Source organism: Streptosporangium sp. NPDC001559 (assembly GCF_042893955.1).
Classification (GTDB): domain Bacteria; phylum Actinomycetota; class Actinomycetes; order Streptosporangiales; family Streptosporangiaceae; genus Streptosporangium.
Genome location: NZ_JBIAVG010000017.1, coordinates 149990 through 170964 on the forward strand (window position 1 = coordinate 149990; position 20975 = coordinate 170964).

Sequence of the window (20975 nt, forward strand, 5' to 3'; positions counted from 1 at the left end):
CTAGCTGTGAACGTGCAGAGGCTTGCCGGCCAGGGCCAGCATCGCCTCACCGACGGCTTCGGACTGGGTCGGATGCGCGTGGATGAGCTGCGCGACCTCGGCGGGCAGCGCCTCCCAGTTGTAGATCAGCTGACCCTCGGTCACGAGCTCGCCTATCCGGCGGCCGACCATGTGCACGCCGAGAACGGGCCCGTCCTTCTCCGAGATGATCTTGACAGCGCCCTGCGTCTGCAGGATCTGGCTCTTGGGGTTGCCCGCGAGGTCGTAGGTGAACTCGACGATCTCGTGACCCCGCTCCCTGGCCTGGGCGGAGGTGATGCCGACCGAGGCGACCTCGGGGTCGGAGTAGGTGATCCTGGGGACACCGGCGTAGTCGATCGGCACCGGGTTGAGCCCGGCGATGTGCTCGGCGACCAGGATGCCCTCGGCGAAGCCCGCGTGGGCCAGCTGCAGGGTGGGGATCAGGTCTCCGACGGCGTAGACGCCGGGGACGCTGGTCTGGCAGTACTCGTTCACCACGACGGTGCCCCGCTCGACGGCGACGCCCGCCTCCTCGAAGCCCATGCCCGCCACGACGGCGCCACGGCCGACGGCGACGAGCAGGAGCTCGGCCTCAAGGGTCTTGCCGTTGGCGAGGGTGACGACGACACCGGTGTCGGTGGTCTTGACGCCCTCGAAGAAGACGCCGAGCTCCTGCTTGATGCCCCTGCGGCGGAAGGCGCGCTCCAGCAGCTTGGAGCTGGACTCCTCCTCAAGGGGAAGCAGGTGCGGCAGGCCCTCGATGATCGTCACCTCGGCGCCGAAGGAGCGCCAGACGCTGGCGAACTCGACGCCGATGACGCCACCGCCAAGGACGATCACCGAGGCGGGCACCCGGTCGAGCTTGAGCGCGTGCTCGCTGGTGATGATCCGCTCACCGTCGATCTCAAGGCCGGGCAGCGACCTGGGCGCGGAACCCGTCGCCAGCACGACGTTGCGGCCCTCGTAGACGTCGGAGCCGACGGCGATCCGGTTCGGGCCGACCAGGCGGCCCTCACCCTCGACGATCGTGATGCCCTTGCTCTTCAGCAGGCCCTGCACGCCCTTCCAGGCACGCGTGACGATCTTGTCCTTGAAGGCGTGGACCGCGGGCACGTCGATGCCCTCGAAGCGGGCCTTGACGCCGTAGGTCTCGCTCTCCCGCGTTTCGTCGGCCACCTCCGCCGAGTGCAGGAGGGCCTTGGTGGGGATGCACCCCCGGTGCAGGCACGTGCCGCCGATCTTGTCCTTCTCGATGAGGACGACCGTCTTGCCAAGCTCGGCCGCCCGCAGAGCGCAGGCGTACCCACCGCTACCGCCCCCCAGGACGACGATGTCGTACGGGCCGCTGCCATCAGCCACAGGAAAGCTCCTTGTCGGATCGAAATACCTTCTCGCGGTCGCGCCCTCCCCGTGTCCCGGGGGCCGCGAACACCCGACGGTGTCCGCGGCCGTGTCCCGGGGCGCTCGGTTCGCCGCCGTGCCGCTGCCCGCCCCTGGCTCTGCCGCCTGTGGCCTGGCCTCGGCAACCGCATCTTTTCATCTGTCTGTGCCGCTCGTGACCCGCACGGGTCAGCCCGCGTAACGCTCCGCGAGGCCGACGAGGGTGCGGGTGATCGCGCCGGTGCCGCCCTTGGGGGTGTAGCCGTGCGCCTCGCCCTTGTTGAAGGCGGGGCCCGCCATGTCGATGTGGGCCCAGCGGACGCCGTCGGGCACGAACTCCCGCAGGAAGATCGCCGCGGTCAGCATGCCGCCCCAGCGCTCGGGGTGCAGGTTGGCGATGTCGGCGACGGGGGAGTCGAGACCCTTGCGGAGCTCCTCGGGCAGGGGCATGCCCCAGGCGCCCTCGCCCTGCTCGCCCGCGACCTCGACGACCTCCGCGCGCAGCGCGTCGTCGTTGGACATGACTCCGGCGGTGCGCCAGCCGAGCGCGACAAGCTGCGCGCCGGTGAGGGTGGCGACGTCCACGATCACGTCGGGGGAGTCCTGCGCGGCCCTGGCGATGCCGTCGATCAGCACCAGGCGGCCCTCGGCGTCGGTGTCGAGCACCTCGACGGTCTTGCCCGCGAAGCTGGTGAACACGTCGGAGGGACGCTGGGCGGTGCCGCTGGGCATGTTCTCCGCGAGGCAGAGGTAGCCGACGGCGTTGACCTTCAGGCCCAGCTTGGCGATGGCGACGAGCGCGCCGAAGACCGCGCCCGCGCCGCCCATGTCTGACTTCATCCAGTCCATCGAGGCCGACGGCTTGAGCGACAGGCCGCCGGAGTCGAAGGTGATGCCCTTGCCGACGAACGCGACCGTCTTGGCGGCCTCGGGGTGGGTGTAGGCGAGGCGGACCAGGCGCGGCGGGTTGGCCGAGCCCTGGCCGACGGCCACGATGCCGCCGTAGCCGCCCTCCTTGAGGGCCCTCTCGTCCAGCACCTCGACCGAGAGGCCGGCCGCGGAGCCGGTCTGTTCGGCGATCTCGGCGAAGCGGGCGGGCCACAGGTCGGAGGGCGGGGTGTTGACCAGGTCGCGCACCAGGGAGACCGACTCCGAGACGGTGACGGCGCGCTCGACCGCCGCCTGGGCGTCCTCGGTGCCGCTCAGCACGGTCAGCTCCCCGACCGGGGCGGGCTGCTCGCCGTTGGTGCGGTACTTGGTGAAGGCGTAGGCGCCGAGCAGGCCGCCCAGCGCGAGGGCTCCGACCTGCCGGGCGTCCGCCGCGGGCAGGGCGAGCGCGACGCGGGCCGTGCCCGCCAGGGCGCGTACGGCCACGCCGGCCGTACGACGCAGCGCCTCGGCGTCGTAGCCCGCACCGTCGGCGGGGGCGTCGCCGAGGCCGACGACCACCAGGAGCGGGGCGGCCAGCGCGCCGAAGGTCGGAACCTTGGCGACCTCGCCGGATCTGCCCTTGACGCCTATGGCGTCGAGTGTCGCGGCCAGCTTGCCGTTCAGCGCATCGTCCAGTCCCTCGGCGCCGGGGGCGAGACGGGGACCGTCCTCACCGGAATGGACGCCGACGACCAGCGCATCGGTTTCGAACGAGACGACGTTGTCAGTTGAATTCACCCGCACAGTGGTCACGCGCCCGATGCTAGCCGTGCTTGCGCCGTACGCATAAACGAGGGTTCGTCCTATGAATTGGCCGAGCGGTAATGAAGCTACTTGAACTAGCATCATTTGGGTGATGGTGCTAGTGTCGCTATCACTATGTTGCTCTCTTTGGACCTCAACGATCCGCGGCCGCTGCACGACCAGGTCGCGGGAACGATTCGCCGCGCCATCGCGGACGGTTCATACCGGCCGGGTGACCGGCTGCCGCCCGCCCGGGACCTGGCGGACGCGCTGGGCATCAACGCCAACACCGTGCTGCGCGCGCTGCGCGACCTGCGGGACGAGGGGCTGCTGGAGTTCCGCAGGGGCCGGGGGGTCAGCGTTCTCAGCAGGCCGGACGCCAGGGCCGTGCTGGCGGAGGCGGCGCGTGAACTGCTCGCCGAGGCCGACCGGTACGGCTACGGCCCCGAAGAAGTGATCCACATCATCAGAGAGCTGACATGACCCCTCGCGCCACGGCTCCCGAACCGCTCGTCTCTACGGAAGGAGGCGCGATGACCTCCAAGGGCCGCGCCGCCCTCGCCCTCGGCTGGGGCACCATCGTCACCGCCGCCGTCGCCGGCGTCCCGCTCGCCCTGCGGGACCGTCTGCCCGATCCGCTCGCGACCCACTGGAGCGGCGCGGGCACTCCGGACGAGTACCTCTCCTTCACCGCCTCCCTGTGGGCGGGCCTGGCCCTGTGGGGGGTCGCCTGGGTGGTCCTGACCGTCCTCGCCCTGCGGGGACCGGCGCTCGACACCCGCCTCGGGCGTGCGAGCTGGTCGGGCTTCCTGTTCGGCTGGGCCGTGCTGGCCATCGGCGTGCAGGTCTCGACCGTCGCCGCCAACCTCGACGTCGCCGACTGGCGCCAGGCCGGGTTGCCCCCCTGGCAGGTGGCCGCGGTCGTCCTCGCCGCGCTCGCGGCCGGCGTGCTGGCGGGGGCGCTGGGCAGGGGCGGTCCCGACTCGCGCCGTGACCCGGACGCCCTGCCGGCCGTGCGACTGCGTCCTGGGCGGCGCTCGGTCTGGGTGAGCCGCGCGAGCAACGGCTGGCTGGTCGGGCTTTCCCTGGTGGCCCTGGCCGGAGCCCTGGTATGCGCGGGGTTCGCCGTGCTCGGGTCGCTGTCCGGGCCCGGCCTGGCCGCCCTGGCCGGGCTGTCCCTGGCGGCGCTGCTCGGGCTGGCCACCTGCTCGACCCGTGTCCGGGTCGACGAGAACGGCCTGCGCGTCGGCCTCGGTCCGTTCGGCGGCTTCGCGCGCCGTACGCCCATCGACAGGATCGAGTCCGCCTGGGTCGAGACGCGCAGCCCGGCCGAGGTCGGCGGCTGGGGGATGCGGGGACTGCCCGGCACGGGCCGGGTCACGTTCATGCTGCGCGGCGGCGAGTGCCTGGTCATCCGGCGCGTCACCGGAGGCGAGTTCGCGGTCTCCGTCGACGACGCGAGCCACGGCGCCGCCCTGCTGAACGCCTACGTCGCCGAAGCCGCCCACTGACTCGCGGGACACGTCCGCGAACCCTCCAAGGAAGTGGTGTCATGCCCCGTCGTTCCACGGACCTGTGGTTGTTCCTGATCGTCACGTTCGGCCTGTCCTGGCTGTTCGCCCTGCCGCTCTGGCTGACCGGCTCCCCGCTCGGCTCCCCGCTGCTGGTGGTGACGGCCGCCGTGATGATGTTCACCCCCACGCTCGGAGTCCTGGCCGTCCGGCTGCACGGCAGGCGCCGGGGAGAGCCGGGCACCACCTGGCGTGAGTGGGCCAGGAGCACCGGCCTGACGCTGGGGGAGCGGCCGGGCCGTACGGCGGCCCTCTTCGCGCTGGCCTGGCTCGGCGTGCCGCTGCTCGTGGCCGTGGCGATCGCGCTCAGCGCCGCCCTGGGGCTGTTCGGCCTCGATCTCGACGGGTTCAGCCTGTTCAAGCAGGGCCTGGAGCAGGCCGCTCCCGGACGGCCCCTGCCTTCGTCGCCGGGGGCGCTGGTCGCCGTCCAGGTCGCGCTCGCGGTCTTCCTCGCGCCGCTGATCAACGTCATTCCGGCCCTCGGCGAGGAGTGGGGCTGGCGGGGGTGGCTGCTGCCGAGGCTGATGCCACTGGGCACCTGGCGGGCGATCCTGGTCTCCGGGGTGATCTGGGGGGCCTGGCACGCCCCGCTCACCCTGCGCGGCTACAACTACCCGGAACTCGGCGTCTGGGCGGCCCCCTTCTTCGTGGTGTTCTGCGTCGCCTTCGGCGCCCTGCTCGGCTGGCTGCGCCTTCGTTCGGGCAGCGTCTGGCCCGCCGCCGTCGGCCACGGCTCCCTGAACGCCTCGGGAAGCCTGATCCTGCTGTTCGCCGACGCGGCGCACCCGCCGAGCCTGGTCGTCGCCGGGATCACCGGCCTGGTGGGCTCGGCGCTGCTGGCCGTGCTCTCACTCCTGCTGTTCACCCGGGCCCCGGTGCGGACCGCCGTACCGGCGCCGAACTGAGTCAGCCGCCCGTCGCGCACACCACGAGCGCCGTGGCGGTCGCGGTCTCGACGAGCGCGCCGAGCACGTCCCCGGTGACGCCGCCGAGCCGCCGTACGGCCCGCCGCCGCAGGGCCCAGGCCGCCAGCAGGCCCGCCAGGACGGCGAGGACGGCCCGCGGACCGGCCAGGGCGGCTCCCAGGAGCGTCAGCGCCGTCACCGCGAGCGCGGGGCCGGGCCGTACGGTGCCGGCCACCAGGCTGCCGAGTCCGCCGGGGCGGGCGGCGGGCACCCCGGAACGGCAGGCCCAGGTGAGGGCGAGCCTGCCCGTGGCGCACGCGGTCACCAGCGCGGCGGGACCCGTTCCCGAGGCCGTGACCTGCGCCAGGGCCGTCACCTGGATCAGCAGGGTGAGGACCAGCGTCACCACACCGAACGGCCCGATATCGGATTTTTTCATGATGTCGAGCGCCTGCTCGGCGGGTTTGGCGCTGCCCAGCCCGTCGGCCAGGTCGGCCAGCCCGTCCAGGTGCAGCCCCCGGGTGAACAGCGCCAGGGCCGCGACGGCAAGCGCCGAGGCGAGCGGGGGAGCCAGGCCGAGCCACACCGCCACGGCGAGCACGGCCGCGCAGGCACCACCGAGCAGCGCCCCGGCGAAGGGGGCGACCGTCATCGCGACGCCCCCGGCCCGGCGGTCGACGACCCCGATCCCGGCGGGCAGGACGCTCAGCGTCCCGGCCGCCAGGCGCAGGCCGTCGGCGAACGTCGAGGGCCGCCCCTCCGGCGGCGGGTCACCGGGCACGGTCGTCGGTCCTCATCAGTCGGTCCTCATCAGACGGGCAGGGGCATCGGGCGGCCCGCGACGACCAGGGCGACGTCCTCGGACTCGGCGGCCAGCCGCCGGTTCAGCGCGCCGAGGGCGTCGCGGAACATCCGGCCGCTCGCCGTCGCGGGCACCACACCGAGCCCGACCTCGTCGGAGACCGCGACCACCCGGCGGCGGACCCGCCGCCAGGCCTCGACCAGCTCGTCGAAGCGGGCCTCGACCGCAGGAAGGCCGTGGTCACCGGACCAGGCCCCGCACTCGTCGAAGACCGCGGCGACCCAGGTCCCGAGCCCGTCGACGAGCAGCGGAACCGGTGAGTCGCGCAACAGCCCGGCCAGGTCGGTGCTCTCGACCGTCTCCCAGCGGGCGGGCCTGCGCTCCCGGTGCGCCCTGACCCGGCGGGCCCACTCGTCGTCCCCGTCGCCGCGGGGGCCGGTCGCCACGTAGCGGACCTCGGGTTCGGCCGCCAGCCTCAGCTCCGCCTCGGCCGACTTGCCCGAGCGGGACCCGCCGAGCAGCAGCGTCCGCCGGGGAGGCGCGCCGGGGGCGGGCGCGGGATCGTCCAGGTCGAGGACCGTCCCGTCGGGTACGGCCCGCACCCCCCACAGCGCGGCCCGCCTGGCCAGCTCCGCCTCGGAGGGCACCCGGTGGTCCAGGTGCGCGGCGACCACGTGGGTCCCGTCGGTGACCAGGCCCCGGCGGCGCAGGCCGCCGAGCAGCTCGGGCCGGTCGAGCACGTCGACCAGCACCAGGTCGCACGCCCGCCCGGCGGGACCGTCCAAGGACCGGACGTGGGGCGGGACGGCGTACAGGACGCGGTGACCGCCGGGGCAGGTGAGCAGCAGGCCGCCCGGGTCGGCGAAGACCCGGTGCCCCGCCGGGAGGGGGCCGCCGGACAGATCGTGCGGGAGCCGTACCGCTCCGTCGAGGACGATCTCGGCGGGGCGCCGGTTGCCGGGGGAGAGGCGGGAGCACGAGGCGCATCCGCATCCGGGAACCGGCCATCCCTCGGTGCCCGCCGTACCGGAGAACAGGACCTTCACGGGCCCAGCGTACGGCCAACCCCCGGGGCGGCCTCGGGCGATGTAGGGTTCGCTGAGCCGCCGGAAAGACGTCGGGAAGGCATCTGAGGGCACCGCAAGGCACCGGAAGACACAGCCGGACCTCTGAGAAGGAGCGCATGGCATGACGTGGCACTGGCGTTACGAAGACGCGAACGGCGGCGAGGTGACCGAGGGGGTCACACCGTCCGACGCGTTCCCCAGCCAGGCGGACGCGGAGTCGTGGCTCGGCGAGAGCTGGCGTGAGCTGCTCGACGCGGGTGTCGAGAGCGTCACGCTCCTTGAGGACGGCCGGGTCGAGTACGCGAACATGTCGCTGCGCCCCGAGTGAGCCGTTCTCTCCCGTGGCTCCTGCCGGGGCCACGGGAGAGGGGTGGGGTTACGGGCGCTTCTGCGGGCTCACGGTCTTGGCCGGGTCGCGTTCGGCCACGGCGCCGATGATCTCGTCGATCCTGGCGAGCACGTCCTCACCCAGCTTGACCCCGGCGGCCCCGACGTTGTCGCGGACCTGCTCGGGCCTGGTCGCGCCGACGATCGCCGAGGACACGTTCGGGTTCTGCAGCACCCAGGCGACCGCGAGCTGGGCCATGGTCAGGCCGAGGTCGGAGGCGATCGGCTTGAGCTGCTGGACCCGGGTGAGCAGGTCGTCGTCCATCATCCGGGAGATGAAGCCGCCTCCGGTGGGGTCGGTGGCCCTGGACCCGGCGGGCGGGGGCTGACCCGGGAGATACTTGCCGGTGAGCACGCCCTGGGCGATCGGGGACCAGACGACCTGGCCGAGGCCCTCCTTCTCACACAGCGGCACGACCTCGGCCTCGATGACCCGCCACAGCATCGAGTACTGCGGCTGGTTGGAGACCAGGCGGTCGAAGCCCATGTCGTCGGCGATCCGCAGCGCCGCGGCGATCTGGTCCGCGGTCCACTCGCTGACGCCGACGTAGAGGACCTTGCCCTGCCGTACGAGGTCGTCGAAGGTCTTGAGGGTCTCCTCGAGCGGAGTCTCGTAGTCGAAACGGTGGGCCTGGTAGAGGTCCACGTAGTCGGTCTGCAGGCGACGCAGCGAGCCGTGGATCGACTCGGTGATGTGCTTGCGCGACAGGCCGCGGTCGTTGGGGCCGCTCCCGGTCGGCCAGTAGACCTTGGTGAAGATCTCCAGGGACTCGCGGCGCACACCCTTCAGCGCCCGGCCGAGCACCTCCTCTGCCTTGGTGCCCGCGTAGACGTCCGCGGTGTCGAAGGTGGTGATCCCCTCGTCGAGGGCCGCCCGCACGCACTCCTTGGCGGCGTCCTCCTCGACCTGGGAGCCGTGGGTGATCCAGTTGCCGTAGCTGATCTCACTGACCTTGAGGCCGCTACGGCCGAGGTGACGGAATTCCATGCCCTGACCCTAGTAGGCGCCATAGAACAGAGGGATTCGGGATACTCTGCCCCGCGTGTCGCGGTTGATCACTTCTAGATGGGTACGGCTCGCACTGGTGGCCGCCGTGGTGGCGGCGGTCGTCGTGGCGGTCCTGCGCCTGCGCCGCCCCCCGGCGGTCCGGCGTCAGGAGGGCCTTCCCGAACCGTCCCGCGCCGAGACCGCCGTGGCCCCCGGCGTGCGGGCCGTCCCGGAGCCGAGGGTGTGGCCCCCCGCCCCGATCCTCGGCACGCCGAACGCCGAGATCCTCAAGGGGTACGCGACCGTCACCAGGCCTCCCGCCTTCCTCACCCGGCAGGCCGTACCGCGGACGCCGCTCGACGGGGCGACCAGGCGCGTGCTGACCCGCTGGGCCGCCGCCGCGTGCGCGCTGGGCCTGCTGGCCATGGGCGCACAGGTCCTGGACGACGCGGTCTTCTCCGGCAGGAGGCACGCGGGGGAGCCGTGCGCGGGGGAGACGGTCTGCCAGAGGGCCGCGGCGCCGGTTACGGAGATCCAGGAGACGCCCGCGCCGGTCGTCCCGGACGCCGACTGCGACCCGGTGGCGCGGACGCCGCACCGCAGGCCGGTCAGCCCCAGGGTGACCAGGGCGGTCGACCGGCAGTGGAACAGGATAGAGAGGTGGCTGCGGGCCAACGCCCCGCGGACCTACCGCGCGCTCAGCGCCCCCGCCAGGTCCGGGACCATCGCCGTCGCCGAGGCTCAGATGGGCCTGCGCCTGCCCGACGACCTGCGCGCCTCCCTGCTGCGGCACAACGGCGGGGTGCCTCTGCTGATGGGGGAGAACCCGCTGGACGTCAGGGGGATCCGCGACAGCTGGCGAATGCTGTGCGAGGTCGACGGCATCGACGGATACACGGGTGAGGAGATCGACGAGAGGTCGGAGTGGTGGGACGGGCGGATGATCCCGTTCACCGCGGACGGCACCGGTTGCCATCTGCTCATCGACTCGGTCGTGCGCGACGTGGGAGGAAAGTGTGAGGACGAGCCGATCGGCTTCACGCCGGGCGGGGTCCGCCTGAGGTCCTACTACGCGCTGCTGAGGGCGACCGCCGACGCGCTGGAGACCGGCGGGAGGGTCGGCTACTGGAGACCGAGGACGGCCGGAGGCGCGCTGGACTGGGAGATCGTCGACGCCGGGGTCGACGCCGAGGCCGAGTACGCCGATCCGTGACATGCCACGGGCCCCGGTCCGTGTGGACGGGGCCCGCTCCGCGTTCTGCTTCTTGCTACTTCTTGGGCGGGACCGGCTTGCCGCCGGGCAGGAGGGTCGGCGGCGGGAAGCGCAGCTTGCGGATCTGCAGCGCGCGCATCGCGGCGTAGAAGCCGATGCCCTTGAGGTTGTCCGAGGGGAACTTCTCCTCGGCCAGCCGCTTGATCTTCCAGGCCACCCAGATCGAGGTCATCAGGACGCCGATCATCATGAGCGGCCAGCCGATCGTGATGACGGCGACGTAGATCTGGCCGCGGATCTGCTCGGGGAAGGGAACCCAGGTCACCAGCAGGATGAACAGGGAGAAGGGCAGGAAGTACTGGCTGGGCAGGCGCCGGGAGTCGACCCAGTCCCGGGCGAACTTGCGGGCCGGGCCCCGGTCACGCGCGGGGAAGTATCGCTCGTCGCCACGCAGCATGCCCTCGCGGGCCTTGACGCGCTCGGTGGCCTGGCGCTCACGGAGCTGCCGGTAGGCCTCCTTGCGGTTCTGGGGGGCGTTCACCGGCTGACGGCGGCGCCCCTCGGCGTCGCGGCGCTTGGGTGTGGGACGCCCCTTGCCCGCAGGCTTAGGATCGTTGACGGAGACGGGGGAGTCGTCCGCGGTGGTCTGGGTACGTCGGAACACATCGTCAGCCTACCGGGAGTGCAACTTAGTGACGCCCTCGTGCGTTATGCGTAGGGTGAACCTAGGTGGCTCCGGTGCTTAGCTTGGGGGGCTGGAATCACTGGGGTGACCCGAAGCGCATTTGAAGAAGGGGACGGCCGACGCGCATGAGCGTGATGAAGAGACTTTCAATGATCTTCAAGTCCAAGGCGAACAACGCCTTGGACAAGATGGAGGATCCGCGCGAGACCCTCGACTACTCCTACCAGCGTCAGTTGGAGTTGTTGCAGAAGGTGCGCCGTGGTGTGGCCGATGTCGCCACCTCGCGCAAGCGGGTGGAACTGCAGATCAACCAGATCGAGGCTCAGGCCCGCAAGCTTGAGGAGCAGGGCCGTAAGGCGCTGGGGGTCGGTCGTGAGGACCTGGCCCGTGAGGCGCTGACCCGCCGGTCGAGCCTGCAGACCCAGATCGCCGAGCTCCGGGTGCAGCACGACAACCTCCAGGGCGAGGAGGAGAAGCTCACCACCGCCTCGCACCGCCTGCAGGCCAAGGTCGACTCCTTCCGTACGCGCAAGGAGACGATCAAGGCGACCTACACCGCCGCCGAGGCGCAGACCCGTATCAACGAGGCCTTCTCCGGCATCTCCGAGGAGATGGGCGACGTCGGCCTGGCGATCCAGCGGGCCGAGGACAAGACCGCCTCGATGCAGGCCCGCGCGGGCGCCATCGACGAGCTGCTCGCCAGCGGCGCGCTCGACGACTTCAGCGGTCAGCGCGGCGACGACATCCAGGCCGAGCTCGACCGCATGGGCGGCGGGCACGACGTGGAGCTGGAGATCGCCCGGATGAAGGCCGAGCTGGGCCAGGGCCCCGCGCCGAAGAGCGCGATCGAGCAGGGCCCGTCCCAGGGCTACCAGCAGCCCCAGCAGCAGCAGCCCCAGGGCACCCAGCAGTTCCGCCAGCCGGGGGAGGGGCTGTGATCGTACGAATCATGGGCGAGGGGCAGATCGCCATCGACGAGGCCGATCTCGACGTTCTCAACGCCCTCGACGGCGAGCTTGAGGCCGCCATCGCGGCCGAGGACGAGACCGCCTTCCGGAGCAGGCTGCACGACCTGCTCGACAAGGTCCGCCACGTCGGCAAGGCGCTTCCCGACGACAGTCTGGAGCCGTCCGAGCTGATTTTGCCTCCGGCTGACGCTTCCATGGACGAAGTGCGGGAGATGCTCGGTGATGAGGGCCTGATTCCCGGCTAGTTTGGGCATATGGCACATACCCGGTTCGCCCCGGACCGGGGCCTGACCAACCGCATGGTTCTGACCATGTTCCTGCTGGGCCTGCTCTACGTCGTGTTCGTCGGCGTGCTGGTGGCGCTGGGCGTCCAAGCCGTCGTGGTGCTGCTCATCGCGGGTGCCATGCTCCTGGTGCAGTACTTCATGTCCGACCGCATCGCGTTGTTCGCGATGCGCGGGCGTGTCGTCGGCCCCCAGGAGGCACCCGAGCTGCACGGCGTGATCGACCGGCTCTGTGCCATGGCCGACATGCCCAAGCCGCGGGTGGCGATCGCCGACTCGGACGTCCCGAACGCGTTCGCCACCGGCCGCAACCAGAAGAACGCCGTGGTCTGCGCGACCACGGGCCTGTTGCGGCGCCTGGACCGCGCCGAGCTCGAAGGCGTGCTCGCCCACGAGATGTCCCATGTGGCCCACCGCGACGTCGCGGTGATGACGATCGCCTCGTTCCTGGGCATCGTCGCCGGGCTGATGACCAGGGTGGCGCTCTACAGCGGTCTCGGTGGGCGCAGGGACAACCAGAACGGGCCGCCGATCGGCCTGATCGTGATGCTGGTCTCCGTCCTGGTCTACGCGGTCAGCTTCCTGCTCACCCGTGCCCTGTCGCGCTACCGCGAACTGGCCGCCGACCGCGCGGGGGCGCTGCTGACCCAGCGGCCGTCGGCCTTGGCCAGCGCGCTGGTCAAGGTCTCCGGTGACATGGCCCGTATCCCGACCAGGGACCTGCGCGAGGCGGAGCCGTTCAACGCGTTCTTCTTCGTCCCCGCGCTCGCGGGCCGCGGGGGAGCCTCCCTGGCCTCGCTGCTGGCCACCCACCCCCCGCTCGACCGGCGCCTTGAGCAGCTCCGGAGGATCTCCGGCCAGCTCGGACAGGGGGCGTGAGCCGGTGGCCAGATGGTGGGACGCGCTGCTCGGCCGTACCGACCCCGTCAAGCCCGACCTGGACGCGCTGTTCGCGCTGCCGTCGGCCGCGGTGACCCTGCAGGCCGCGACCGGTCTTGAGCCGAACGGCGTGGGGTCCGTCTGCTTCCGTCCCGCGGAGGGCGGGGCGTTCAGCGCCCTGGAACGCGACGTCGTGGAACTGCTCGCCACAGGCGATGGACCGCCGGTCGAGGAGGTCAGGGACTCCTACGGCTACACCTGGCTGGTGGTGCGCCGCGACCCCGGCGCGCTCGGCGGCCTGGTCACCGACCTGCACGCGGTCAACTCCTCCCTGGAGGTGGCGGGCTTCGGCCCGTCCCTGCTCTGCTCGCTGGTCACCTTCACCGGCTCGGCCTCCCCGGGAGGCGGGCTCGCGTTGGTCTACCTCTACAAACGGGGCACCTTCTACCCGTTCGCGCCGATGCCCGGTCAACGCAGGGACAACCCGCTGGAGCTTCAGGTGCGCGGCGCGCTCGCCGGGGAGCTGAAGATCGAGCCCGACCTCGGCCGCTGGTTCCCCCTCTGGGGCGCCCCCGGGCTGTGACCGGTGCGCTCCAGGCGAGGTGTGACGAAGGCCGCCGCCCTGGCGTTCCTCCTGGCGGGCCTGTGTTACACGGCCTGGGCGCCGCTGCAGTTCCTCAACCCGCGGGTGGACCCTTCCCTCTCCTATCTCAGTGAACTGGCCGCCGTGGACCAGCCGTGGTCGTGGCTGGTGCGCTGCGCCGACGTGCTGGCCGGGGCCGCCTGCCTGGCCGGGGTCGCCCTGGCGCCCGACGGGCGTCCCGGTGGGGCGGGCGCGGCCGGATGGCTCGGCCTGGCGCTGTTCGGGGTGATGACGGTGCTGGACGCGGGTGTCTTCCCGCTGGACTGCGCGGTGCTGAGCGACCCCTCGTGCGCCGCGGCGGAGGCGGCGGGCCGTCTGTCCGCCTCCCACACCGTCCACGCGGCGGTCAGCTCCCTGGCCCTCGCGGGGGCCGGTCTCAGCCTCGTCGCACTGCCGGTGAGCGCGCTGCGGCGCCGCCGCCTGCTCCCGCTGGGGTACGGCGGCGCCGTACTGGCCGTCCTGATGGCCGCCGCGACGGCGTGGACGCTCACCCTGGTCGCCGACGTGGCGGAAGGCGTGCCCGGTGTTCCCGTCGGTCTCGCCCAACGTCTCCAGGTCGGGGTCGTGGCGCTCTGGCTGCTGCTGGCCGGGGCCGCGCTGTGGCGCGACAGGACACGCGTGGTCCCGCAGAGGTCGCACGTCCTGCTCCAGGGGACGGGCACGCCGCCGGTGGTGATCTGCGCGGGAATGGCCGGGGCGTGGTTCCACTGGGACCGGGTCGCCGAGGATCTGGGCGCGGACCACCTGGTGATCCGTTTCGACCGTCCCGGCCTCGGGTTCAGCTCGGGGCACCCGGGGCCGCCGTCCCTGGCCGAGGAGGCGGGGCGGATCGCCGCGCTGGCGCGCAGACCGATCGTGGTCGGTCACTCCGTCGCGGCCTTCCACGCGGAGGCCTTCGCCAGACTCAACCCCGGCCGGGTCGCGGGCCTGGTCCTGGTCGATCCGAGTTGCGAACGGCCGGCCGGACGCGGGGGCGGGACACGGGCCGGACGGGGGACCCCGCGCGACGCCGTGCGCGGAGCCGTGCAGAGGGCACTGCCCGCGCTGGGCGCGACGTTCGGCGCGACCGTGCTCGCCCGCCTGGTCCTGCCCCCGGCGCACCGCCTTCTCATGGGGCGGCACGAGGAGGCCGGGCTCGTGTACGGCAGGGGCCGGGTGCTGGCCGCGGCGCTGGCCGAGTGGCTCGCCTACCCGGAGATGGCCGCGGAACTCGAAGAGCTGCGCCGCGCCCGACCCCTGCCCCCGGTTCCGGTCGTCGTGCTCAGCGCGGGATCAGGCGACGCCTGCCATCGCGACCTGGCCCGGCTGCTCGGCGCCCGGCTGGTCCCGCTGGCGGACAGCGGGCACGAGGTACAGCTCGACCGGCCGGAGGCGGTCGCCGAGGCGGTCAGGACGCTCGACGTCCCGCGCGACACACCTCCGGTGGCCGGGCACTGATGCACTGACCGTGACTATTTGCCGTCACAATGGAGCCTAAAAGGCCCCTAAAGGGAGGGTAGGTATGCCGGACCTTGCGTCCTTGCGGTCTGGAGATCCCGAGCAGGTCCGGGAGTACCGGCTCACCGCGCGGCTCGGCGAGGGCGGGCAGGGAACGGTCTACCTCGGCGTCTCCCCGACGGGTGCCCAGGTCGCGGTCAAACTGCTGCGGGCCGATCTGGCGCAGGACGTCGAGGCGATGGAGCGCTTCGTCCGCGAGGTCAGCACGGCCAGGCGGGTCGCGCCGTTCTGTACCGCCGCGGTCATCGACACCGGGATGGACCGTAACCGCCCCTACATCGTCAGTGAGTACATCGACGGCCCGACGCTGGCGGAGGTCGTGGCCGCCGAGGGACCGCGTGAGGGCTCGGCGCTGCACCGCCTGGCGATCGGCACGGTGACCGCGCTCGTCGCGATCCACCAGGCGGGGATCGTGCACCGGGACTTCAAGCCGTCCAACGTGCTGCTGGCCCCGGACGGGCCCCGGGTGATCGACTTCGGCATCGCCAAGGCGCTGGACCGGACCTCGACGCTGACCGCCACGGCGATCGGCACCCCCTCCTACATGACGCCCGAGCAGCTCGCCGGGGAGACGGCGGGGTCGCCCGCGGACATGTTCGCCTGGGGTTGCACGATGGTCTTCGCGGCCACCGGCAGTCCTCCGTTCGGCACGGACAGCCTGCCCGCGATCTTCAACCGCATCATGAACCTTGAGCCCGACCTGCGGGCCATCGCCGACCCGGCGCTGCGGGAACTGGTCGGCCAGTGCCTGGCCAAGGACCCCGCCGTACGGCCGAGCGCGGGGGACGCCCTGCTGCGGCTGCTCGGTCACGCGGGCACCGTACCGGGTGCCATGCCGGGAGCTGTGTCAGGCACCGGGGCACCGGCCGCGCCCGGGGGCATCCTCGCCGAGGGGTCGGCCGCCGCCGCCCAGCGGACGGGTCCCGGCGGGTACGGCCAGGCGCCCCCTCAGCAGCACCAGCTCCCTCAGCAGCACCACCAGCAGCCAGGACCGCCCGTCCAGGACGCCTACCCGCAGGCTCCGTTCTACGGTCGTCCCGACCAGACGGGGCCAGGCGCGCTGGGAACGGTCCCGGCGGGACGGCCGTCCTACCCGGCCCCCGGTCACGGTTACCCGCAGGCGCCCGCGCCGGGCTACCCGCCCCACGGGGCGGCGCCGTACGGGAACAAGGGGCGGCGGGGGGTCTGGATCGCGCTCGTCGCGGGGCTCGTGGTCGTCCTGCTGGCCGGGGGAGGCTTCGCGCTGACGCTGGTGAACGGGGAGCCGGAGACGGGCAGCGAGACGGGCGTGATCGACGTCACGGAGACCGGTGACCCGGTGGAGCCGGACCGGAGCGACGCCCCGCCGACACAGGACCCCACGGTCGCCGACCCGCCGCAGCAGACGAACAAGATCAAGCTGCCGGGCAGTTCGATCACGCTCCACGAGAACCCGGACGACCCGATCAAGCTCACCGCCTACAGCCTCGACTGGGACAAGACCCTCTACACGCGTTCCCGGGCCGGCGCCTTCAGCAAGAACGACAAGTACTTCCAGTACGTGGTCAACACCGAGGGCACCAAGGCACTGGGGGTCGACAGGCAGTACGACTCGGGCAACTACGCCGTCGTCTCCCTCGTCGACCGGAGCGACAACTCCGTGACGCCGCTCAGGATCGCCAAGACGCCGGTCTACGCGACCGTCCCCCAGTGGTCCCCGGACGGCACCCGCGGTCTGGTGACGCTGTACGAGTCAGCGGGCAAGACCAGCAAGGAGTACGGCTACGCGATCATCGACATAGCCAAGAAGAAGGTCAGGACCGTCCGGGTCAAGGAGAAGGACGCCGGGAAGTGGAGCTACTTCTGGCGGGGGGACGGCAAGGCGGTCGGCACCTGGGCGCTCACCGGCAAGACCAAGCGCATCCGCTTCTACGACCTGCAGGGCACGGTCCTGCAGACCCTGCTCGACGTGGGCACCCCGCTCACCGTCGAGGGCGACGACGTCTCCCCGTCGGGCACGCTGATCATGACCTACTGCAAGCAGGACAACAAGAAGGTCTGCGTCTGGTCCACCGTCGCCGACGCGGACGCCCAGCACCGGGTCCCGTTCGAGACCGACCGGCTCATCGGCTGGTACGACGACGCGCACATCGCGGGCTGGCGGCGCAAGGGGAGCGGCTACGAGGCCGTGGTGATCGACTTCGAGGGACGCGTCAAGCGGATCCTGGCCTCCACGACCAACGCCGAGGAGTACAAGAAGCAGTACATGCGCTTCACCCGCGCGGACTGACGGTCCGATCCCCAAGTCTCCGCAAGACACGGCGGACGGCGCCGGGCTTCTTCCCGGCGCCACCGCTCCGTCGTGGTGCCATGAGCTTATGATCAAGTTGTCTCACATCACGGCCGCGGGGGCCGCCGTGGCCGCCGCCGTGTTCGTCGCCGCGGGGCCGCTCGGCGGGGCCGCGTCCGCAGACACCGCTTTCGGCACCGCTTTCGGGAGGACGGTCGTGGAGGAGAACCGAGACCAGGTGACGGTCGTGGGGGAGGGCAGTGTCTCCTCGGCCCCCGACGTCATGCGCCTGAACACCGGCGTCGAGGTGCGCCACGCGAGCGCGAGCCAGGCCTTCGCCGAGGCCAGGGCGGCCGCGGCCAGGCTGACCACGGCGCTGCGGCAGGCGGGGGTCGCCGCCGAGGACCTGCGCACGAACGAGTTGTCCCTGGGGCCCGAGTACGAGACCTACCCCAAGGTCTCCGCCTACCGGGCGGCCCAGGGCGTCGAGGCCGTGGTGCGTGACCTGGAGAGCGCGGACAGGGTCATCGAGGCCGCGGTGGCCGTGGGCGAGGAGGTGCGCCTGAACGGCCTTTCCTTCGAGGTCTCCGACAGCCGTGGCGCGCTCGGGGCGGCACGCGACCTGGCCTTCGCCGACGCCAGGGCCCGGGCCGAGCAGTACGCGAGGCTGGCCGGCCGAGAGCTGGGCCGGGTCGTGACGATCTCCGAGGAGAACGTCACCCCGCCCAGGCCGGTGTCCTACGGGGCGGGGTTCGCCGCGGAGAAGGCCTCCGTCAGCCCCGGCCAGCAGACCGTCTCCGTCAGCGTCAGGGTGGTCTACGGGCTCGGCTGAGCCCCGCCGGGGCCCCTGGCGGGGGCCCCGGCGAAAGAGGGTCAGGGCAGGGCGAGCATGCGGTCCAGGGCGACCTTGGCCCAGCGGGTGGTCTCCGGGTCCACGGTGATCTGGTTGACCGTCTGGCCGGCCGCCAGTGACTCCAGCGCCCACACCAGGTGCGGCAGGTCGATCCGGTTCATCGTCGAGCAGTAGCAGACGGTCTTGTCGAGGAACGTCACGTTCTTGTCGGGGAACATCTGTCCCAGCCGCTTGACCAGGTTCAGCTCGGTGCCGATCGCCCAGGACGACCCGGCGGGGGCCTCCTTCAGCCTGTTGATGATGTACTCGGTCGATCCGACGTAGTCGGCCTTGGTGACGACCTCGTGCCTGCACTCGGGGTGGACCAGCACGTTGACGCCGGGGATGCGCTCACGCACCTCGTCGACGCACTCGGCGGTGAAACGGCCGTGGACCGAGCAGTGACCCTTCCACAGGATCATCTTGGCGTTCCGGAGCTGCTCGGCGGTCAGGCCGCCGTTGGGCCGGTGCGGGTTGTAGACGACGCAGTCGTCGAGGGACAGGCCCATCTCCAGCACCGCGGTGTTGCGCCCCAGGTGCTGGTCGGGCAGGAACAGCACCTTCTCCCCGCGGGAGAAGGCCCATTCGAGGGCGCGTCTGGCGTTGGAGGAGGTGCACACGGCGCCGCCGTTGCGCCCGCAGAAGGCCTTGATGTCGGCGCTTGAGTTCATGTAGGTGACCGGGACGGTCGTCTCGGCGATCCCGGCGTCCTGCAACGCCTCCCAGCACTCCTCGACCTGGTCGAAGGTGGCCATGTCCGCCATCGAGCACCCGGCGGCCATGTCGGGCAGCACGACCTTCTGGTCGTCGTTGGTGAGGATGTCGGCGGACTCGGCCATGAAGTGCACGCCGCAGAAGACGATGTACTCGGCCTGCGGCCTGGCCGCGGCGTCGCGGGCCAGCTTGAAGGAGTCGCCGGTCACGTCGGCGAACTGGATGACCTCGTCACGCTGGTAGTGGTGGCCGAGGACGAAGACCCGCTCCCCGAGCGCCGCCTTGGCCCGCCTGGCGCGCTCGACGAGCGCCGGGTCCGAGGCGGTCGGCAGCTCCCCGGGACAGTCGACACCGCGCTCGCTGTGCGGGTCTGTCCCCCTGCCGAGGACGAAAAGCGGAAGGCCGGTCTCGGTGGTCGTCACGACCACACCCCCTTATCGTCGAACTGACGACTAATGATGACACACGCCCCCGGGGGTTTTATTCCGGGGTGGGGAAGGGCCGAGGCCCCAGGAATGTGTAGCGGTCTGCACGTGTTGGTAGCGTCTAAGAAGGACGTCACACACAGACAGCCGACCCGTCCGGGCGGCTGACGCAGACGCGGGAGTCACCACATGTCGGTTGAGAGCAGCGAGACCAAGACGCAGGGCCTGGTCCTCAGTGACGCGGCCGCGGCCAAGGTCAAGAGCCTGCTGGAGCAGCAGGGCGAGGAAGGCCTCAAGCTGCGCGTGGCCGTGCAGCCCGGTGGCTGCTCGGGCCTGCGCTACCAGCTCTTCTTCGACGACCGTTCGATGGACGGCGACGTCGTCTCGGACTTCGACGGTGTCGGCGTTGTCACCGATCGGATGAGCGCGCCGTACCTCGGTGGCGCGACCATCGACTTCGTCGACACGATCGAGAAGCAGGGCTTCACGATCGACAACCCGAACGCCACCGGTTCCTGTGCCTGCGGCGACTCGTTCAACTAACGAACGCGCGCGGACAGTCCGCGGCAAGTGACATACGGCGGCCCCGCGGGGTGAGATCTCTCACCTCGCGGGGCCGCCGTGCGTCCATGTGGTCACGTATTCTTGCGGGGCTCCAAACCCCGTCCATCCAGAAGATGCTGACAACGAGGAGAATGACCCCGTGCGCATCGCCGTCACCGGCTCCATCGCGACCGACCACCTGATGACCTTCCCGGGGCGCTTCGGCGACCAGCTCATCGCCGACCAGCTCGACCGGGTCTCCCTGTCGTTCCTCGTGGACGACCTGCAGGTCCGCCGCGGAGGCTGCGCGGCCAACATCGCCTTCGGCATGGGCAGCCTGGGGCTGCGGCCCGTCCTGGTCGGCGCGGTCGGCACGGACTTCGCCGACTACCGCTCCTGGCTCGAACGGCACGGCGTCGACTGCGACTCCGTGCACACCTCGGAGGTCCACCACACGGCCCGGTTCCTGTGCACGACCGATGACGACCACAACCAGATCGCCTCGTTCTACACCGGCGCGATGGCCGAGGCCAGGCTCATCGAGCTGGGCCCCATCGCAGAACGGCTCGGCGGTCTCGACCTCGTCCTGATCAGCCCCAACGACCCCGAGGCGATGCTCAGGCACACCGACGAGGCCCGGGAGCGGGGCATCCCGTTCGCCGCCGACCCCTCCCAGCAGCTCGCGCGCATGCCCGGTGAGGACATCAGGAGGCTCGTGGACGGCGCCGCCTACCTGTTCGGCAACGACTACGAGCGCGGCCTGATCGAGCAGAAGACCGGCTGGTCGGACGAGGAGATCCTGGAGCGGGTCGGCGTCCGCGTCACCACGCTCGGCCCCAAGGGCGTGGTGATCGACCGCAAGGGCGAGCCGTCCCTGCACGTCTCACCCGCCCCGGAGAACGGCAAGGCCGACCCGACCGGTGTCGGCGACGCCTTCCGGGCCGGGTTCCTGTCGGCCCTGGCCTGGGGCCTGCCGCTGGAGCGCTGCGGTCAGCTCGGCAACCTCACCGCGACCCACGTCCTGGAGCGTGTCGGCGGCCAGGAGTACGAACTCGGCCAGGAGGAGTTCCTCAAGCGCCTCGCCGCCGCCTACGGTGCCGAGGCCGCCGAGGAGGCGGGCCGTTTCGTACGGTGCCACCACGCCTGAGATCCCGCACCGCCCCTCCCG

The 20975-nt window shown here is 71.7% G+C and carries 21 protein-coding genes; 14 read left to right on the forward strand and 7 right to left on the reverse strand.

All coding sequences use genetic code 11. The features are described from left to right. Entirely contained in the window at positions 1-1380 is a 1380-nt protein-coding gene (gene lpdA / locus ACFYY8_RS32665; RefSeq protein ID WP_390047674.1) for a dihydrolipoyl dehydrogenase, read from the reverse strand. Between the two features lie 210 nt (positions 1381-1590). Continuing rightward, complete coding sequence (locus ACFYY8_RS32670; RefSeq protein WP_390047676.1) at positions 1591-3084, reverse strand: leucyl aminopeptidase; 1494 nt, start codon at positions 3082-3084, stop codon at positions 1591-1593. A 126-nt stretch (positions 3085-3210) separates the two neighbouring features. On the opposite strand from ACFYY8_RS32670, the gene ACFYY8_RS32675 reads away from it, so the two are divergent. From ACFYY8_RS32675 to ACFYY8_RS32685, 3 genes are read left to right on the forward strand one after another with little or no spacing between them, the layout of a single operon-like run. Further along, positions 3211-3558 carry a GntR family transcriptional regulator gene (locus ACFYY8_RS32675; protein WP_390047678.1) on the forward strand — a complete coding sequence of 116 codons (348 nt, stop codon included), beginning with the start codon at positions 3211-3213 and terminating at the stop codon, positions 3556-3558. A gap of 50 nt (positions 3559-3608) precedes the next feature. Then, the gene (locus tag ACFYY8_RS32680) at positions 3609-4586 is read left to right on the forward strand and encodes a DUF1648 domain-containing protein (RefSeq protein WP_390047680.1); all 978 of its coding nucleotides are present in this window, start codon (positions 3609-3611) and stop codon (positions 4584-4586) included. Positions 4587-4627: 41 nt separating this feature from the next. Continuing rightward, positions 4628-5551, forward strand: a complete 924-nt coding sequence (locus tag ACFYY8_RS32685; protein ID WP_390047682.1) for a CPBP family intramembrane glutamic endopeptidase — start codon at positions 4628-4630, stop codon at positions 5549-5551. A 1-nt stretch (position 5552) separates the two neighbouring features. Here the strand turns inward: ACFYY8_RS32685 and ACFYY8_RS32690 are convergent, their stop codons facing one another. Continuing rightward, a complete protein-coding gene (locus tag ACFYY8_RS32690; protein ID WP_390047684.1) occupies positions 5553-6332 on the reverse strand; it encodes an adenosylcobinamide-GDP ribazoletransferase in 780 nt (259 codons plus the stop codon). A gap of 29 nt (positions 6333-6361) precedes the next feature. Continuing rightward, positions 6362-7399 (reverse strand): bifunctional adenosylcobinamide kinase/adenosylcobinamide-phosphate guanylyltransferase, encoded by a 1038-nt coding sequence (locus tag ACFYY8_RS32695; protein WP_390047686.1) that lies wholly within the window; start codon positions 7397-7399, stop codon positions 6362-6364. 142 nt (positions 7400-7541) lie between these two features. On the opposite strand from ACFYY8_RS32695, the gene ACFYY8_RS32700 reads away from it, so the two are divergent. Further along, the gene (locus ACFYY8_RS32700; RefSeq protein WP_352008822.1) at positions 7542-7748 is read left to right on the forward strand and encodes a hypothetical protein; all 207 of its coding nucleotides are present in this window, start codon (positions 7542-7544) and stop codon (positions 7746-7748) included. Between the two features lie 48 nt (positions 7749-7796). Here the strand turns inward: ACFYY8_RS32700 and ACFYY8_RS32705 are convergent, their stop codons facing one another. Continuing rightward, on the reverse strand, positions 7797-8795 hold the full coding sequence (locus ACFYY8_RS32705; protein WP_390047688.1) for an aldo/keto reductase family protein: 999 nt from the start codon (positions 8793-8795) through the stop codon (positions 7797-7799). Between the two features lie 64 nt (positions 8796-8859). On the opposite strand from ACFYY8_RS32705, the gene ACFYY8_RS32710 reads away from it, so the two are divergent. Beyond that, on the forward strand, positions 8860-10008 hold the full coding sequence (locus ACFYY8_RS32710; protein ID WP_390047690.1) for an SMI1/KNR4 family protein: 1149 nt from the start codon (positions 8860-8862) through the stop codon (positions 10006-10008). A gap of 55 nt (positions 10009-10063) precedes the next feature. On the opposite strand, the gene ACFYY8_RS32715 is transcribed toward ACFYY8_RS32710, so the two are convergent. Continuing rightward, the gene (locus ACFYY8_RS32715) at positions 10064-10672 is read right to left on the reverse strand and encodes a DUF3043 domain-containing protein (RefSeq protein WP_390047692.1); all 609 of its coding nucleotides are present in this window, start codon (positions 10670-10672) and stop codon (positions 10064-10066) included. Positions 10673-10818: 146 nt separating this feature from the next. On the opposite strand from ACFYY8_RS32715, the gene ACFYY8_RS32720 reads away from it, so the two are divergent. The 7 genes from ACFYY8_RS32720 to ACFYY8_RS32750 all read left to right on the forward strand — a co-directional run bounded on the left by ACFYY8_RS32720 (position 10819) and on the right by ACFYY8_RS32750 (position 18065). Further along, on the forward strand, positions 10819-11631 hold the full coding sequence (locus tag ACFYY8_RS32720) for a PspA/IM30 family protein (RefSeq protein ID WP_390047694.1): 813 nt from the start codon (positions 10819-10821) through the stop codon (positions 11629-11631). Further along, complete coding sequence (locus tag ACFYY8_RS32725) at positions 11628-11906, forward strand: hypothetical protein (protein WP_390047696.1); 279 nt, start codon at positions 11628-11630, stop codon at positions 11904-11906. Before ACFYY8_RS32720 ends, ACFYY8_RS32725 begins: the two co-directional genes overlap by 4 nt. A 9-nt stretch (positions 11907-11915) precedes the next feature. Continuing rightward, positions 11916-12824: a zinc metalloprotease HtpX gene (gene htpX, locus ACFYY8_RS32730; protein ID WP_390047698.1), complete on the forward strand. Its 909-nt coding sequence runs from the start codon at positions 11916-11918 to the stop codon at positions 12822-12824. 4 nt (positions 12825-12828) lie between these two features. Beyond that, positions 12829-13407, forward strand: coding sequence for a hypothetical protein (locus tag ACFYY8_RS32735; RefSeq protein WP_390047700.1), 579 nt, complete (start codon positions 12829-12831; stop codon positions 13405-13407). 21 nt (positions 13408-13428) lie between these two features. After that, on the forward strand, positions 13429-14904 hold the full coding sequence (locus ACFYY8_RS32740) for an alpha/beta fold hydrolase (RefSeq protein WP_390047702.1): 1476 nt from the start codon (positions 13429-13431) through the stop codon (positions 14902-14904). A gap of 64 nt (positions 14905-14968) precedes the next feature. After that, positions 14969-17233 carry a serine/threonine protein kinase gene (locus ACFYY8_RS32745; protein WP_390047704.1) on the forward strand — a complete coding sequence of 755 codons (2265 nt, stop codon included), beginning with the start codon at positions 14969-14971 and terminating at the stop codon, positions 17231-17233. Between the two features lie 88 nt (positions 17234-17321). Beyond that, positions 17322-18065, forward strand: a complete 744-nt coding sequence (locus ACFYY8_RS32750; RefSeq protein WP_390047706.1) for an SIMPL domain-containing protein — start codon at positions 17322-17324, stop codon at positions 18063-18065. Between the two features lie 41 nt (positions 18066-18106). On the opposite strand, the gene nadA is transcribed toward ACFYY8_RS32750, so the two are convergent. Continuing rightward, complete coding sequence (gene nadA / locus ACFYY8_RS32755; RefSeq protein ID WP_390047708.1) at positions 18107-19261, reverse strand: quinolinate synthase NadA; 1155 nt, start codon at positions 19259-19261, stop codon at positions 18107-18109. Between the two features lie 192 nt (positions 19262-19453). On the opposite strand from nadA, the gene ACFYY8_RS32760 reads away from it, so the two are divergent. Both ACFYY8_RS32760 and ACFYY8_RS32765 read left to right on the forward strand, forming a co-directional pair. Continuing rightward, a complete protein-coding gene (locus ACFYY8_RS32760; protein WP_390047710.1) occupies positions 19454-19807 on the forward strand; it encodes a HesB/IscA family protein in 354 nt (117 codons plus the stop codon). A 160-nt stretch (positions 19808-19967) separates the two neighbouring features. Beyond that, entirely contained in the window at positions 19968-20954 is a 987-nt protein-coding gene (locus ACFYY8_RS32765) for a carbohydrate kinase family protein (protein ID WP_390047712.1), read from the forward strand. Positions 20955-20975 lie beyond the last annotated feature (21 nt).